This is a genomic window from Amycolatopsis silviterrae (assembly GCF_042684085.1).
GTDB classification, from domain to species: domain Bacteria; phylum Actinomycetota; class Actinomycetes; order Mycobacteriales; family Pseudonocardiaceae; genus Amycolatopsis; species Amycolatopsis silviterrae.
Genome location: NZ_JBHUKS010000018.1, coordinates 133,998 through 148,429 on the forward strand (window position 1 = coordinate 133,998; position 14,432 = coordinate 148,429).

A 14,432-nucleotide genomic window follows, 5' to 3' on the forward strand; every position below is an offset into this window, starting at 1 on the left:
CGGCGAGTGTATTCCGGACGAAAAGGATGCCGTGCTCGCTCACCCCGCGTTGCCCGATCGCTACTTCCCGGCTGCCCATTCGTCCCGGGTCAAGGCGTACTCGACCTCGCCGTGCTCGGTGCCCGGCAGCGGATCGTCGAACTCGACGTGGAACGTGCGGACATAGCGCAATCCGACCCGTTCCATCACCCGGCGGGACGGAGTGTTCACCGCCATCGTCTGCGCCCACACGCGTTGCGTGCCCAGCTCGGTGAATCCTTTGTGGATCGCCGCTCGCGCGCCCTCCGTCGCGTATCCCCGGCCCCAGGCTTTCGCCATCAGCCGGTAGCCGAGTTCCAGCTCCGTCGTGCTGCCGTCTTCCGGTGGCTGCAGGGAAATCCAGCCGATGAACTCGCCCGTCTCCCGTTCGATCGCCGCCCAGCGTCCGGCTGGCCCTTTCGCGTAATCCTGGAGGATGGCGGGCAGCACCTGGTGCTCGATCTCGCTTCGAGGCGTCGGCTCGCCGGTGAGGAAACGCATCACTCGCGGGTCGCTGTCGAGCCGGACCAGGTGGTCGGTGTCGGCTTCGGTGAATTGCCGCAGCAGCAACCGATCCGTCTCCAGGAACTTCACCGGGCCGTCATCCCCGCAGCCGCCGCGACCCGGTCACGCGATTCCAGCAGCCGGTCCCTGAGCCGGGGCAGATCGACCCCCAGGAGCTTGCCGTCCCGCTTGACCGCCTGTCCCCCAACGAAAACACTGTCCACCACCCCCGGATGCGCCGCCGTGACCACTGTGGACACCGGGTCATTGACCGGAAACACCGACAAGTCCTCCGCGTCGAGGAGAAGCAGATCCGCGTCCTTGCCAACGCTGATGCTGCCCGCGCGGCTTTCTCGGCCACAGGTTCGCGCACCGTCCACAGTGGCAAACTCCAGCAGATCGCGCGCGACGAGGCCGCCGTCGAGACCACGTTGCGTCGCGAATGCCGTACGCATAGCCGAAAACATGTCACCTCCCACTGACGGGCAGTCGTCGATCGACAACGACGGCCGGATCCCAGCACCCAGCAGCCGTCCGGTTTCCGGCCACCCGAACCCCATCTTCGCCTCGACGTCCGGGCTGACCGTCACCGAACAGCCCGCGTCCGCGAGGATCGCCAGCTGTTCGTCGGTGAGACCGTTGCCATGAACGATTGTCGTCCGGTCGTCAAGCAGGTTACGCTCACGCATCTCGGGAATCGAGGCGCACGCCGCTCCGTGGACGTGCACGCTCACCCGCAGCCCAAGCTCCCGCGCCAACGCGACGTCGGCGACCATCGTGTCCATTGTGGTCAGAATCGGCCCGCGCAACCCGAACGCCATCTCGTCGCCGGTCAGCCGCTTCCGCACCCTGGTCGTGTCCTCGGGATCCATTGCGCAGTAACAGAAGATCGACTCCCCCGGAGCCTCCTCAAGCGCGTCGATCGCCGCGTCGGCATTCTCCGGCCGGTCCGAGCAGTGAAACCAGTCGAGCATCGTCGTCACGCCCGAGTTGAGCGCTTCGAGGCGGCCGAGGAGATTGCCGAGATACACGTCCTCCGGCTGATAGTGCGGCCGGAGCGTGCCGTGCATGGCGGCGCGGTATTCAGCGAACGTCCAGTCCGCGCCGATCCCGCGAAACGCCGTCTGCCAGGTGTGCCGGTGGGTGTCCACGAAGCCCGGCAGGACGATCTTGCCCTTGGCGTCCACGATCTCGGCGTCAACGTCTCCGATTGTGCCGACTGCCGCGATCCTTCCGTCCTCGATCAGCACGTCCCCGCGCGGGAAGTCCCCCACCGCCGGGTCAAGGCTGACCACCATCCCGCCGCGCAGCAAAGTCCGCATCGTGCCCCCTTTTGCGTCGAAGTTGATACATCAACTCTAGGGTCGCGCGAGTTGACGAGTCAACTGCCCCGGTACGCTTGCCGCCCATGACGCCCGACGACTGGGAGCTGTGGAACGCCTGGGTCCACGCGCAACGCCTGCTCACGCGCGAACTCGACCGCGGACTGCAGCGGGAATGCGGCATTACGAAGACCGAGTTCAGCGTCTTGGTGACACTGTGGCGGACGCCCGGGCACGAGCTGCGTGTCGCCAATCTGGTCGAAGCGCTCGGCTGGGAGAAGAGCCGCGTCTCGCACCAGCTCACCCGGATGGAGGCCCGCGACCTGGTCGCCCCGGCTCGCAGCGCCTCCGGCCGCAGGACCGGGGTCAGCCTCACGTCGCAGGGCCGGTCCAGCGTCCAGGATGCCCTCGTGGTGCACGGCAACAACATCCGCCGCCACTTCCTGGACTCGCTGACCCCCGCGCAGACCTCGGCCATCCGGTCCTGGGCGGAGCAGACGATCGAGCGGATCGAGCCAGGTCGCTGACCGGACGCTACCGTGTTCCGAAGATGACTACAGGTATCCGAAAGGTTGATGCCGGATGAGCGACGCATCGGGCAAAGCAGCGTCGCCGGCCGCGGACCGGACGCTGACTGTTCTAGAGGCGCTCATGCGGGCCGAGGAGCCGTTGACGCTTACTGCGCTCGCGAAGACCGCCGGGGTGCCGCTCGCGACCTGCGCGTCTATCGCGTACACGCTGGAGCAGCGGGGGTATGCCGTGCGGCGGGTCGTCGGGCGGAGTCACTTCTGGCGTCCCACCTTGCGGCTCTACGGACTGGCCATCGAACTGGTCCGGAAGGTCGACCTGCCGTCTCTTGTGCAGGCGGACCTGCGCCGTCTTGCGGAGAGCCTGGGGATGCCCGCGCATGTCGGGATCCTGGAGGATGCTTCGGTGGTTTATGTGGCCAAGGCTTCTACGCCTGGTTTTGTGCAGTTCGATACTTACCGGGGGAAGGTCGCGCCGTTCGATCTGACTGCTTTGGGTCGTGCGATTGCCGCGCATCTGCCGGAGGCTGAGCTTAAGCCGTTGCTGTCTCGCCTTTCCCGGGGCGTTGGGCCGAACGCAGTCGCTCCTGACGCGGGGCGGTTTCTTGCGTTGCTGGCGAAGGTGCGGGCGGATGGGTATGCGATCGAGAGCGAGGAGGAGCAGGCGGAGATCGCCTGTCTTGCGGCACCGTTCTTTGATGCCGAGGGGGCGGTTGCTGGGGCCGTGGGGGTGACGGGGTTTGCGCGGCAGTTGGTTGGGGAAAAGCGGAAGGCTGCGGCGCGGGGAGTGGTGCAGGTGGGGCAGGAGGTCTCACGGCGGTTGGGGTTTGCGGGGTGACGCTGCCGAAGCCTGGGCCATGGGGCGCTTTTTGGTGCCCGCAGGCAGTTGCCGCGCGTCACCGTCACAACGGAGCCCACCGTTGCTAGTGATCAAGGATCCGGCTGATCGGCAGACCCCCTCCTAGCTCGGCTGCGTCTCTACCTGCGGCCGGGCTTTTTCTTGCCCCTCGCCAGCACCATTGCGTCTCCCCGGCCGATCGACTATCTTCCTGAATCAGGAAGACTTCTACGAAATACCGGAAGATAGGCCAACCGGAGTATCGGGGAGACGTCGTGGGCGCACTGTTGCGCTGGGCGGAGGCCGACCGCGCCACGGTGCGTGGGGTGCTTGCCGAGGCGCTGGTCCTGGTGCCGATCGGCGCTACCGAGCAGCACGGGCCGCATTTGCCGACTGGGACGGATGCGTTTCTCGCGGCTGCCGTCTGCGAGCGTGCGGCCGAACTGGCGGCACCGGAGGCGGAGCGGCCGTTGTTGCTCGCGCCGCCGATTCCCTACGGGGCTTCTGATCATCACCTTCCCTTCAATGGCACGCTTTCGCTTTCGGCGCAGACCTTGTTGCAGGTGCTGGACGACCTGGCGCGGTCGATCGCGGTGCAGGGTGGGCGGCGGATGGTGGTGGTCAATGGGCACGGTGGCAATGTGGGTGTCTGCCATGCGTTCGCGGGGGCCGCGTCTACGAAGCACGGACTTGCGGTGGCGCATACCGATTACTGGCGTGTGCTCGAACCGGAGGACATTGTTCCTGGGCACGCTGGTGAGTTCGAGACGTCGATGATGCTGACAGTACATGGAGAGCTGGTTCGTGAGGTGACTCCACGTGCAGCGCCGCAGACCGAGCGGGTGTCTGATGTGGACATCCATTCCGGACAGGTCTGGCGAAGTATTGACGGGTACACCGATCAGCCGGGGTTAGCTACCGAGGCGCAAGGACGTGGGTGGTTCGAGAGGATCGCCGGCGGGCTTGCGGAGCGGTTTGTCGCGCTGGCGAAGGTGTTGTGAAGCCATGATCGTGGACGTGCACACGCATACTCCGACCCACCAAGCGGCGGTGCCGGAGGGCGAGCGGCGCAGCTATGACGGGTGGCGCACGGACCGCGCTGTGGTCACGACTAATTCTTGGGCGGATTACGACCAGGCGACCGAGGCTGCCGATCTGTCCATTGTGTTCAACATCGCGGTCGAGAAGCCGGAGGAGGCCACGGGGCTGCCGTATCGGCCGGAGGACACCAATACCGCGACGGCGGCGTTCGCTACTGCCGACCCGGAGCGGCGGATCGGGTTCATGTCGGTGAATCCTACTGCGCCGGGGGTGTTCGAAGAGGCTGATCGGTGTCGTGAGCTGGGGCTGGTCGGGGTGAAGCTGGGGCCGAATTACCAGAACTTCGATCCACTGGGGCAACCCGCGTTGGAGTTCTACGCGTACTGCGAGCGGAACGGGTTGCCGATCTTGTTTCATCAGGGGGCGTCGCCGATTCGGCAGGCACCGTTGCGCTACACGTATCCGCTGGTCACCGATGAAGTCGCGTTGCAGTTCCCGGAGTTGCGGATCGTCATGGCGCACATGGGACATCCGTGGGGACGCGAGACGGTGGTGACGATCCGCAAGCATCCGCACGTCTACGCCGACGTCTCGTCGATCTATCTCCGGCCTTGGGTCTGTTATGAATCGCTGCTGGCGGCGCAGGAGTGGGGTGTTCCGCACAAGCTCTTGCTGGGGTCGGATTTCCCGATCGCCACCACCGCGGAGGCGATCGCGGGGATCCGGCGGGTCAACGACATCGTCGCGGGTACTGCGTTGCCGAAGATCTCTTCCGAACTGATCGAGGGGATCATTCACGCGGATTCGCTTGCCGCGCTGGGGCTTCAGAGAGGGAAGCGATGACGCCGATTCACGGGGTGTCTCCCGTGCTCGAAGTGCCCTTTACCGACGACGGCGAGATCGATGTTTCCGGTTTCCGCCGGGTGGTCCGGCATGTGCTCGGGACCGGGGTCGGCAGTGTGATGTTCCCGGGGTTCGCGTCGGAGTTCTACAAGTTGACCGACGGCGAACGGCAATGCCTCACTGAGGTGTTGCTGGCGGAGACTGTGCCGCGGTCGGATGTGCAAGCCATTGTCGCGGTTCAGGATCACGCGACGAAGCTCGCGGTGAAGCGGGCGACCGAGGTGGTCGCTGCGGGGGCGGATTTGATCAATCTGCTGCCACCGCATTATCTGCAACCCTCCCGGCGGGCGCTGGTCGAGCATATTCGGGAAGTGCTTGATGCGGTGGCTCCGACGCCGGTGGTGTTGCAGTATGCGCCCAGTGAGACCGGGACCAGTCTGGACGCGGACGTGCTTCGGGCGATCGCGGCTAAGCATGCCAATTTACGGCTGGTGAAGGTCGAATCGAGTCCGCCGGGGCCGTTGATTGCTGAGCTGGCCGCTGGGGATCCGCCGATTCCGGCGGTCGAAGGGTATGCGGGCGTGCAGTTGCCGGACGCGATCCGGCGCGGGGCGGTCGGGACGCAGCCGGGGTGTTCGTTCACCGAAATCTATGTCGAGATCTGGCGACGCTTCGAGGAGGGCGACGACGCGGGCGGGGATGAGCTGCACCGCAGGTTGCTGCCGTACATTTCCTACTGGATGCTGGACACTGAGCGGATCATCGCGACGGAGAAGCTGATTTCGGTGCGGCGTGGGCTGTTCGCCAGCCCGTACTGCCGTGCGCCCGCGCACCGGCTGGACGCTGAGGACATCCGGATGATCGACCGGTTTCTCGACGAGTTCCGCGATCTGCTGTGAATACGGTCGAAGACATCGAGATCGCCGCGATCAGCCCGATCGTGCGGCCGGAGCTGGTGGTGGCGGGGGCTCGCGGGACGCATGACCGGTCCGACTTTCTGCTGGTCCGGGTGACCACTTCGGACGGAGCGACCGGGGTGGGCGAGGTCAGCGCGACTCTGCAATGGAGTGGTGAGGACGCTGGCACGGCGGAGTATGTGATCCGACGCGCGCTCGCGCCGGCGGTCCTCGGGCGGCCGCTCGTGCCGGTCGCTGATCTTGAGCGGCGGATGGACCATGCGACTGCCGGTGCTCCGTTTACCAAAGCGGGGATGTCGACTGCGTTGTGGGACGCGTATGCACGTACGCTCGGGGTTCCGCTGGCGGTGGCGTTGGGTGGTCCATTAAGGACTGAGGTTCCGGTGAAGTGTTCGCTCAGCGGTAGTGGTGAGCGGCTCCGTGACGTGTATCAGGCTGCCTACGAGGCTGGTTTCCGGAGTTATAAGCTGAAAATTGGCTTTGATCCGGTCGATGACGCTCGGCGGCTTGCCGAGGCCCGCGCGCTCGTGGGAGCGGACACGTTCCTCGGACTGGACGCGAATGGCGGTTACCGGCCTGCCGACGCGGCGAGGGCGATCGAGTTGATGCGTGACCAGGATCCGGCGTTTCTCGAACAGCCGGTGGCTGCCAAGGATCTCGCCGCGATGTCCGCGCTGCGCGGGCGCGGTCTGTCCATTGTGGCCGATGAAAGCGTGTTCGATACCGAAGACCTCGTGTCCGTGCTCAGGGCGGAGGCTGCGGACGCGGTCAGCTTGTATATCGGCAAGGCGGGTGGGCCAGGCCGGGTGGTGTCGATGGCCCATCTGGCGAATGCGTTCGGGCTGGACGTCGTGCTCGGGTCCAATGGGGAGCTGGGCATTGGCGCGGCGGCGCAGCTGCATGCCGCGTGTGCCGCGCCGGGGCTGTCGGCGAGGATTCCGTCCGACATTATCGGCGCGCACTATTACGAACGGGACATCCTCAAGACACCGCTGGACAGCGACGGGCGGACTATCCGGCTCGGCGACGCCCCCGGGCTCGGAGTCGAGGTGGCCGACGACATCAGGTTCACGAGCGTCCGCTGAACCGGTCGAGCACGTTCGCGGTCACCGCGGACACGCCGTCGTCCACGAGCACCGCTGACGTCCACGCGATCGACCCGACCGAGAAGACCTCGCCGCCGCTGGCCGTCGAGTAGTGCGCGATTTCGCCGCCGCCGTCGCCAGGGTTCAAGCCTCGGGCGAGGACGTGTATCCCTTGTGGACTGTGTGGCCCGGTCTTGTCGGTTTCGTGGCCGGAAGCGCCGCCTGGACATCGTTCGTGCAGGCTTCGCACGCCGAACAGGTCTCCCTTCGCCAATTCGGTGCCGTGGAACGCCCAGTGTCCGGGGTCGATCACCTCGTACGGAGCGCCGGTCATCGCGCCCGCGCTGGTGAACACGACGCCGAACAGTTCCGACGTCGGCCGGAAGGTGCGGTGCATCCTGCTCTCGTACGGTCCGGCGGCTACCTGGGTACGGAAATGCAAGAGATCCGGCGAAGGGAATTCGACCTCGCAGTCGGCTACGTTGCCACCGAAGTTGGCCAGCTTTCCGCCGCGGTCGTGCACCCAGGAGCGGACCGTGGAGTACATCTCCCGCGACCAGTACTCCGGATGCGTGCTCAGGACCAGGACGCGGTAGCTGTCGAGCGGCAGAGTGCCGTCGTGGAGGTGTGCGTCCGAGTAGAGGTCGTAGTCGTAGCCATTGCGTTCCAGCCAGCTGAGCAAGCGCCATTCCGCGGCGGCCAGGTGACACGGTTGCCGCCCGCGGATCGGGTCGTCCGGCTGGGTGTCGGCGCTGACCTGGTTCAGTGGTTCGGGGCGTTCGAAGGACAGCGGCGGGTACGCGTCGTCTGGCAGCGCGTGTTCGCTGAAGCTTGATTCGAGATAGCGGGGCATTTCCAGGCGGGGCACCAAAACCGGCGCTGAAGGAAGTCCGGAGGCGTTGATGTAGTTACTGCGGCCGCCGAAATTGTTGTAGGCGTTCCAGGTGTTCGTGGAGGCGACTACGGCAATGGGCGCGGTCGGCTCACGCGGCGCGACTACCCACGGGAACGAGAATCGCGCGCCGGACTCGCCTTCGACATGGAAGTAGTACAGGCCACTGCGGTCGGGCGCGGTGACGTACTGGCGGTGTGACGGATCGACGTAGCCCTTTTCGTTGAAACGCACGCCGGTTTGGGTGTAGTCACCGTCCGGCGTCACCTGCACGGTCGCGCGGGGCGCATGTTCGTCGAACCAGCCGATCAGTGCCGTTTCCTCGGCCGCCGCGCCGTGTCGCCACAGGCTCAGCCGGTACGGCTCGGGGCTGTGTATCCGGAACTCCCCCTCATCGCCGCTGCGGACCCATTTCGGCCAGATATAGCCGTAAAGCTGATCTGACAGCAGCCGAAACTGATGCGGGAACCCGAGCGTGACGTCGACGTGTTTGGCTCCGTAACCGTCTTTGGCGAGCGTGACACGGTAGTCGCCGGGCGGCACGTCGGCGTGGATCGCGCCGGTCGCGGTGGTTCGGGCGGTCCAGTGCGAATCGCCGTTACTGATCTCGACGGCGACCTCGGGCAGGGCGAGATAGCGTTCGTCGCTGACATATCCCAGCAAGGTCATACTGTCGCGGCTTTCGGTTCATCGGCCGGTTCCGGCAGCGGTTGTCCGGCTCGTTCGGGCAACAACAGCATCGCGATCGCGCTGAGCACGCAGCCGGCGATCACGTAGATGCCGACGCCCCACACCGCACCGGTCGCGCCGACCAGCAAAGCGCTGAGGTACGGGGCGAATCCGCCGCCGAGCACCGCGGTGAGCTGATAGCCCAGGTTAACGCCGGTGACGCGCGAGCGCGTATCGAACAATTCGGACAGAATTGTCTGGGACAGCGCGGACATCGCCATCACGAAGACCGAGAAGCCCAGCACCATCGCGACCGCCACCAGGACCGGGTTCTTGGTTTCGAACAGCCAGAACACCGGGAAGATCACCACGGCGAGCCCGACACAGCCGCCGAGGAACACCGGTTTCCGGCCGATCCGGTCGGACAGCGCGCCCCACGTCGGCGCGAGAAATATCTGCGCGCCCGCGGCGACCATTGTCGCGGTGAGCGCCACCGACGCGGGCATGCCGAGATCTTTCTTGACGTACGACGCACCATAGGTGGTGATGACGTAGCCGCCGATGCTGTTGGCGAAACCGAACAGCACGCCGTAGATCAAATTGCGCGGCCGGCGCAGTACGGCCAGCAGCGGAATACGCGCGCCGGCCCCCTTCTTCCGGGCGCGTTCGAATTCCGGCGTTTCGCCCACGCGCATCCGGATGATCAAGCCGGCGACCAGCAGCACGAAACTCAGCAGGAACGGGATCCGCCAGCCCCACGCCAGGAAGTCCCGGTCCGGAAGGGTCGCGAACAACGCCATCAGCCCGGAGGAAATGAGCAACGCGACCCCCGCCCCAGACAGCAGCAGGGCGCCGTAGAGACCACGTTTGCGCGGCGGGGCGTGCTCGACGGCCAGCGAGATCGCGCCGCCCATTTCGCCGCCGGTCGAAAAGCCCTGCAGCAACCGCAGGAGCACGAGCAGAATCGGGGCGGCGACGCCGATCTGGCGGTATCCGGGCAGCACGCCGATGAGAATCGTCGCGACCCCCATCAGCACGATGGTGAGGATCAAGGCGTTCTTGCGGCCGAACCGGTCCGCGAGATGGCCGATCACGATGCCGCCGACGGGGCGCAGCACGAATCCGACGGCGAAGGTGGCGAACGACGACAGCTGGCCGGTGAGCGGATCCGCGGCCGGGAAGAACACCGCCGGGAACACGACCGCGGCGGCTAGACCGAACAGGTAATAGTCGTAGTACTCGAGCAACGTGCCGATGCTGGAAGCCAGCACCGCGGACCGGCGCGCGGAGCGTGCGGAAGCCGGGCCGGGCGAGTCCGAGCCGTCTGAGTGCATGACGCCCGCACCTCCTGATCGGAGAGCCCCCGAATCACGTATTTACGAGATACCGTAGATACGTCTTCTATTTCGGAAAGATTAGTCTATGCTGGCGCTGTCGGACAAGGGGAATCTCGGGCGGGCGCAACCGAGCCGCCGGGCCGTGGAGGGGTCGATCCATGCCGTTGAGCCGTCGTCGTCTTTTGCAGTTGTCCGCGGTCGCGGCGGGCGCGGCCGTGGTCGGCACCGGGGCCGTCGCGGAAGCCGCCGAAAAACCGGATTGGGCCGCGCTGCGCCGAAAGCTGCACGGCGCTCTACTGCAGCGAAACGATACGGGCTACGAGGAAATCCGCCCGCCGTTCAACCTCCTCTACGACGATCGCTACCCACCGGCGATCGCCCGCTGCACCGATGCCGACGACGTCCGGAAGTGCGTGGAATTCGCGGCGGAAAACAACATCAAGTTCGCCGCCCGCAGCGGCGGGCACAGTTACGTCGCGTATTCCACGCCCGGCGACGGATTGGTCGCGGACCTCAAGCTGATGAACCGCGTCGAGGTCTGCCGGAACGGCACCGCGGTGATCGGCGCGGGCACGCGGCTGATCGACGTTTACCACGCGCTGGCCGCGCAAGGCCGCGCGCTGCCCGGCGGCACCTGCGGTTCGGTCGGCATCGCCGGGCTCGCGCTCGGCGGCGGAATCGGCGTGCTGATGCGGAAATACGGGCTGACGTGCGACCACCTGGACAGTGCGAAGGTGGTGACGCCGCGCGATCTGCGGCTGCGTTCGGTCGACCCGGGTTCGGACCTCGGCTGGGCGCTCACCGGCGGAGGCGGCGGAAACTTCGGCGTCACCACGGAATTCACCTTCCGCACCGTGCCCGCGCCGCCGCGGGTCACCGTGTTCGTGGTGAACTTCCCCGAGGGCTCGGGCACCGACGTCTACGGTGCCTGGCAGGACTGGGTCACCGCCGCGCCACGCGAGTTCTGGTCGAACATCTCGGTGCTTGGCGGCCCCCGCCCGGCCGCCGGCGTCCCCGGCTGTCTCCTCGGCGGCGCGCAGCAGGCGCGCGACCTCATCGCCGATCTGGAGCGCCGCGCCGGCGTCCAGGGCACGGTCACCGGCTTCCAGGAGACGGACTACCTGGGCGCGATGGATTTCTGGTCCGGGAACCTCGGGCGGCGCCGATTCATGGCAGCTTCCCGGGTGCTGACAACGAAAGCGGACCCGGCACAGCTGAGCGCACTGGTCACCGGCGACACCAAGGTGGCGCTGGAGGTGAACCCGCTCGACGCGGCGGTCTCCGACGTCCGCCCCACGGACACGGCCTTCGCCCACCGCGGCGTGTTCGGCGACGTGCAGGTCTACCTCAGCGCCGACCCGGGCGTCGACCGGGAAACGGCGAAGCGCGAAGTGAACGACGTCCAGGCGCGGCTGGCGAAATTCGCCACCGGCGGCGCGTACGTCAATTACCTCAACGACGACCAGAAGGACTGGCCCACCGCGTACTACGGGGTGAATCTTCGGGCGCTCCGGGCGGTCGCGGCGAAGTACGACCCGAGTGGGGTGCTCGCGTTCGAGCAGGGTCTCTCGCCGCGCCCGGTGTGAAAGCCGGTCTGCGGCCGGCGCAGGACTCCGGCCGCAGACCGGCGGGCTAGGCGGCGACCTGCAGAATCCAGGTGACGCCGAAGCGGTCCTGGAGCATGCCGAACGCCGGGGCCCACTGCGACGGGCCGAACGGTTCGATGATCTTCGCGTCCTCGGACAGCTTCTTCCAGAACTCGCCGACCTCGTCGACGGAATCGCCGCTCACGGACAGGAAGAACTTCTCCGTGGTGATCGTCGTGCCGTTCTCACGGGTGGTCTCGCCGGCAGGCGCGGCTCCAGCGGCACCGGGGATGTCATAGGCCATCACCTGAAACCCGTTGTCCCCGGTGACCTGCCCGAACACGACACGGTCCGCGCCCGGCACGTCCTTCGGCATGCCGAAGTCGCCGTACGTCGCGATCCGGACCTCCCCGCCGAACACCGACCGGTAGAACTCGAGCGCCTCCCTAGCCTCGCCCCGGAAGTTCAGATGGGCGACGGCGTGCACTGCCATGATTTCGACTCCTCGGTTCCCGCGCCGGACTCGTTCCGGCACTGGAACCGAGGTTCGCAGCAGTAGAGGTCAGGCAGTGACCGCTATTTCCGGCATGATCGGAACCATGCGAAAAGTGACCGACGACGAGCGACGGGACCGGATCGGACTGCGGCACGCACTGGCGGCCGCCACGGCTGGAGTGGAGGACGCCGTCCGCGCGGTCGCCTGCTTGCACGCCACCGAAGCCAGCAGCATCTACCTGTCCGCGTACGCCCGGTCCCGCGCTGATCGAGAGTCCATTTCGGACGCGTTGTTCGGCCGCCGGACCGTCGTGCGGCAGCTGGCGATGCGCCGGACCGTCTTCGCCTTTCCGGCCGATTTGTTCGCCGCCGCACGGGGAAGCGCGGCGGCCCGGGTCGCGCGGCAACTGACCGCACGGCTGGTCAAGGACGCCGAACTCGCCGGGATCAGCGACGGCGCGGCGTGGGTCGCGGAGAGGTGTGCCGAGGCGCTTGCCGCGATCCGCGAGGAACCCGGGACCACGGTCCAGCTACGCGCCCGCGTTCCCGAGCTGAGCACACGGATCGCGGCGGAAGGACGGCCCACCGTCTTGGCTCCGGTCGGCTCGCGCGTGCTCACCGTGCTCGCGGCCAGCGGCTCAGTGGTCCGCGGGGACAACGCGGGCAAATGGCAGACGTCGCGTCCAGTGTGGACCGCCGTCGAGCAGTGGCTCGGCGAGGATCCGGGCGTCCTGGACGAACGCGAGGGCTACCGGGAGCTGGTGCGGCGGTGGCTGTGGTCGTTCGGGCCGGGGACCGAGGACGACCTGGTGTGGTGGCTCGGCGCGACGAAAACCGCGGTCCGGCGGGCGCTGGACGACGTCGGTGCCGCGCCCGCCGAACTGGAGGACGGCACCCCGGCGTGGCTGCATCCCCTGGACGACGAGGAGGTCCGCCTCGACGGGGACTGGGCCGCCCTCCTGCCGACCCTCGACCCGACGACCATGGGCTGGCGCCGCCGCGACTTCTACCTCGGCGGCCACGCTCCGCTGCTCTTCGACGGCGCGGGCAACGCCGGCCCGACCGCGTGGTGGAACGGCCGGATCGTCGGGACCTGGACCCAGCGACCGGACGGAACGGTGGAGGTCGTGCCGATCGAACCGCTTTCGCGGGCTGCTGCGGCGGCGTTGGAAGCGGAGGCGGAGAAGCTGACCGCCTGGTTCGACGGTGAGGTGGTCGCGACGGGGTACGTGCCGCCGATCGTCCGCGGCCGGATCAACCGGCAGGCCGCCGGCGGAGCGCCGGGTCGGTGAGCGACGGCGGAACGTAGGCCACGTCGATCGGGCCCACGTCGGTGCCCGGCGCGACGATCTCGTCGATCCAGTCCAGCAGCTCGTCGTCCAGCCGGGTGTCGGCTCCGGCCAGCAGGTCTTCGAGCTGCGGCAACGTCCGGGGCCCGATGATCGCCGACGTCACCGCCGGGTGGTGGACCGCGAACGCCAGCGCGAGCTGAGCCAGCGAAAGCCCCGCTTCCTCAGCGACCCGCGCGAACTTTTCGACCGCGGCGTGTTTGCGTTCGTCGCTCATGTGCTGCGGCACGAAGCGCAGCTGTGCTTCCCGAAGCTTCTCGCCGCCGGGCCGGTAGCGGCCGGTCAGCAGGCCCATCGCGAGCGGGCTCCACACCAGCACGCCCATGCCGTAGCGCTGGCAGACCGGCAGGATTTCGCTCTCGATCCCGCGGTTGAGCAGCGAATACGTCGGCTGCTCGGTCCGCGGCCGGGCCAGCCCCGCGCGCTGCGACACCCACTGCGCTTCGACGATCTCGGACGCCGGGAAGTTCGACGACCCGATGGCGCGCACCTTGCCGCTGCGCACCAGATCGGTCAGCGCGGAGAGGGTTTCCTCCAGATCGGTGTCCGGGTCGGGATGGTGGAGCTGATAGAGGTCGATGTGGTCGGTTCGCAAGCGCCGCAACGACTGTTCGACCTCCGCGACGATCCAGCGCCGGGAGCTTCCCCCGCGATTCGGCTCCCCGCCCATCGAGCCGTTGACCTTCGTGGCCAGCACGACGTCGTCGCGACGGCCCTTCAACGCCGCACCCAGTATTTCCTCGGATTCCCCGCCGGGTCCGTAAACATCAGCGGTGTCTACGAAGTTGATCCCCGCGTCGAGCGCCCGGTGCACCATCCGGACGCACTCGCCGTGGTCGGGGTTGCCGATCTGGCCGAACTTCATCGTGCCCAGGCAATAGGCGCTGACCTTGATTCCGGTCCGCCCCAAAAGCCGCATCTGCATGTGCTGGTTCCTTTCGTGTGCGCGCCACGGTGGCAGAGGAACCGGTCAGCCAGTGTCCGCTACTTCGCCGTCTGCCAGAGTGGA

The 14,432-nt window shown here is 67.1% G+C and carries 14 protein-coding genes; 8 read left to right on the forward strand and 6 right to left on the reverse strand.

Annotated elements, in window-relative coordinates; genetic code table 11:
• Positions 1-60: 60 nt before the first annotated feature.
• Both ACFSVL_RS25930 and ACFSVL_RS25935 read right to left on the reverse strand, forming a co-directional pair.
• Positions 61-612, reverse strand: a complete 552-nt coding sequence (locus ACFSVL_RS25930; RefSeq protein WP_378308147.1) for a GNAT family N-acetyltransferase — start codon at positions 610-612, stop codon at positions 61-63.
• The gene (locus ACFSVL_RS25935; protein WP_378308148.1) at positions 609-1,844 is read right to left on the reverse strand and encodes an amidohydrolase family protein; all 1,236 of its coding nucleotides are present in this window, start codon (positions 1,842-1,844) and stop codon (positions 609-611) included. The genes ACFSVL_RS25930 and ACFSVL_RS25935 overlap by 4 nt, the downstream gene beginning before the upstream one ends.
• Before the next feature lie 86 nt (positions 1,845-1,930).
• On the opposite strand from ACFSVL_RS25935, the gene ACFSVL_RS25940 reads away from it, so the two are divergent.
• From ACFSVL_RS25940 to ACFSVL_RS25965, 6 genes are all read left to right on the forward strand, one after another.
• Complete coding sequence (locus tag ACFSVL_RS25940; RefSeq protein WP_378308149.1) at positions 1,931-2,371, forward strand: MarR family winged helix-turn-helix transcriptional regulator; 441 nt, start codon at positions 1,931-1,933, stop codon at positions 2,369-2,371.
• A gap of 55 nt (positions 2,372-2,426) precedes the next feature.
• Complete coding sequence (locus ACFSVL_RS25945) at positions 2,427-3,209, forward strand: IclR family transcriptional regulator (RefSeq protein ID WP_378308150.1); 783 nt, start codon at positions 2,427-2,429, stop codon at positions 3,207-3,209.
• A gap of 275 nt (positions 3,210-3,484) precedes the next feature.
• Positions 3,485-4,210, forward strand: a complete 726-nt coding sequence (locus ACFSVL_RS25950) for a creatininase family protein (RefSeq protein WP_378308151.1) — start codon at positions 3,485-3,487, stop codon at positions 4,208-4,210.
• 4 nt (positions 4,211-4,214) lie between these two features.
• Positions 4,215-5,093 (forward strand): amidohydrolase family protein, encoded by an 879-nt coding sequence (locus ACFSVL_RS25955; protein ID WP_378308152.1) that lies wholly within the window; start codon positions 4,215-4,217, stop codon positions 5,091-5,093.
• Positions 5,090-5,992, forward strand: a complete 903-nt coding sequence (locus tag ACFSVL_RS25960; RefSeq protein ID WP_378308153.1) for a dihydrodipicolinate synthase family protein — start codon at positions 5,090-5,092, stop codon at positions 5,990-5,992. The genes ACFSVL_RS25955 and ACFSVL_RS25960 overlap by 4 nt, the downstream gene beginning before the upstream one ends.
• Positions 5,989-7,095: a mandelate racemase/muconate lactonizing enzyme family protein gene (locus tag ACFSVL_RS25965; protein ID WP_378308154.1), complete on the forward strand. Its 1,107-nt coding sequence runs from the start codon at positions 5,989-5,991 to the stop codon at positions 7,093-7,095. The genes ACFSVL_RS25960 and ACFSVL_RS25965 overlap by 4 nt, the downstream gene beginning before the upstream one ends.
• Here ACFSVL_RS25965 and ACFSVL_RS25970 read toward each other — a convergent pair.
• Both ACFSVL_RS25970 and ACFSVL_RS25975 read right to left on the reverse strand, forming a co-directional pair.
• Positions 7,079-8,656 (reverse strand): N,N-dimethylformamidase beta subunit family domain-containing protein, encoded by a 1,578-nt coding sequence (locus tag ACFSVL_RS25970; protein ID WP_378308155.1) that lies wholly within the window; start codon positions 8,654-8,656, stop codon positions 7,079-7,081. The two genes, ACFSVL_RS25965 and ACFSVL_RS25970, sit on opposite strands and share 17 nt — an antisense overlap.
• The gene (locus ACFSVL_RS25975; RefSeq protein WP_378308156.1) at positions 8,653-9,990 is read right to left on the reverse strand and encodes an MFS transporter; all 1,338 of its coding nucleotides are present in this window, start codon (positions 9,988-9,990) and stop codon (positions 8,653-8,655) included. The genes ACFSVL_RS25970 and ACFSVL_RS25975 overlap by 4 nt, the downstream gene beginning before the upstream one ends.
• A 161-nt stretch (positions 9,991-10,151) precedes the next feature.
• Between ACFSVL_RS25975 and ACFSVL_RS25980 the strand changes: the two genes are divergently transcribed.
• A complete protein-coding gene (locus ACFSVL_RS25980) occupies positions 10,152-11,579 on the forward strand; it encodes an FAD-binding oxidoreductase (protein ID WP_378308157.1) in 1,428 nt (475 codons plus the stop codon).
• Between the two features lie 46 nt (positions 11,580-11,625).
• Here the strand turns inward: ACFSVL_RS25980 and ACFSVL_RS25985 are convergent, their stop codons facing one another.
• A complete protein-coding gene (locus ACFSVL_RS25985) occupies positions 11,626-12,072 on the reverse strand; it encodes a VOC family protein (protein WP_378308158.1) in 447 nt (148 codons plus the stop codon).
• Between the two features lie 106 nt (positions 12,073-12,178).
• Between ACFSVL_RS25985 and ACFSVL_RS25990 the strand changes: the two genes are divergently transcribed.
• A complete protein-coding gene (locus ACFSVL_RS25990) occupies positions 12,179-13,366 on the forward strand; it encodes a winged helix DNA-binding domain-containing protein (RefSeq protein WP_378308159.1) in 1,188 nt (395 codons plus the stop codon).
• Here the strand turns inward: ACFSVL_RS25990 and ACFSVL_RS25995 are convergent.
• Complete coding sequence (locus tag ACFSVL_RS25995; RefSeq protein ID WP_378308160.1) at positions 13,329-14,348, reverse strand: aldo/keto reductase; 1,020 nt, start codon at positions 14,346-14,348, stop codon at positions 13,329-13,331. The genes ACFSVL_RS25990 and ACFSVL_RS25995 overlap by 38 nt on opposite strands.
• Between the last annotated feature and the right edge of the window lie 84 nt (positions 14,349-14,432).

Excerpts from the sequence above, each read along its gene's own strand:
- ACFSVL_RS25940 (WP_378308149.1), top strand. The coding sequence starts at position 1,931 with ATGACGCCCGACGACTGGGAGCTGTGGAACGCCTGGGTCCACGCGCAA.
- ACFSVL_RS25990 (WP_378308159.1), top strand. The coding sequence starts at position 12,179 with ATGCGAAAAGTGACCGACGACGAGCGACGGGACCGGATCGGACTGCGG.
- ACFSVL_RS25955 (WP_378308152.1), top strand. The coding sequence starts at position 4,215 with ATGATCGTGGACGTGCACACGCATACTCCGACCCACCAAGCGGCGGTG.
- ACFSVL_RS25960 (WP_378308153.1), top strand. The coding sequence starts at position 5,090 with ATGACGCCGATTCACGGGGTGTCTCCCGTGCTCGAAGTGCCCTTTACC.
- ACFSVL_RS25985 (WP_378308158.1), bottom strand. The coding sequence starts at position 12,072 with ATGGCAGTGCACGCCGTCGCCCATCTGAACTTCCGGGGCGAGGCTAGG.
- ACFSVL_RS25995 (WP_378308160.1), bottom strand. The coding sequence starts at position 14,348 with ATGCAGATGCGGCTTTTGGGGCGGACCGGAATCAAGGTCAGCGCCTAT.
- ACFSVL_RS25980 (WP_378308157.1), top strand. The coding sequence starts at position 10,152 with ATGCCGTTGAGCCGTCGTCGTCTTTTGCAGTTGTCCGCGGTCGCGGCG.
- ACFSVL_RS25970 (WP_378308155.1), bottom strand. The coding sequence starts at position 8,656 with ATGACCTTGCTGGGATATGTCAGCGACGAACGCTATCTCGCCCTGCCC.
- ACFSVL_RS25945 (WP_378308150.1), top strand. The coding sequence starts at position 2,427 with ATGAGCGACGCATCGGGCAAAGCAGCGTCGCCGGCCGCGGACCGGACG.
- ACFSVL_RS25935 (WP_378308148.1), bottom strand. The coding sequence starts at position 1,844 with ATGCGGACTTTGCTGCGCGGCGGGATGGTGGTCAGCCTTGACCCGGCG.
- ACFSVL_RS25975 (WP_378308156.1), bottom strand. The coding sequence starts at position 9,990 with ATGCACTCAGACGGCTCGGACTCGCCCGGCCCGGCTTCCGCACGCTCC.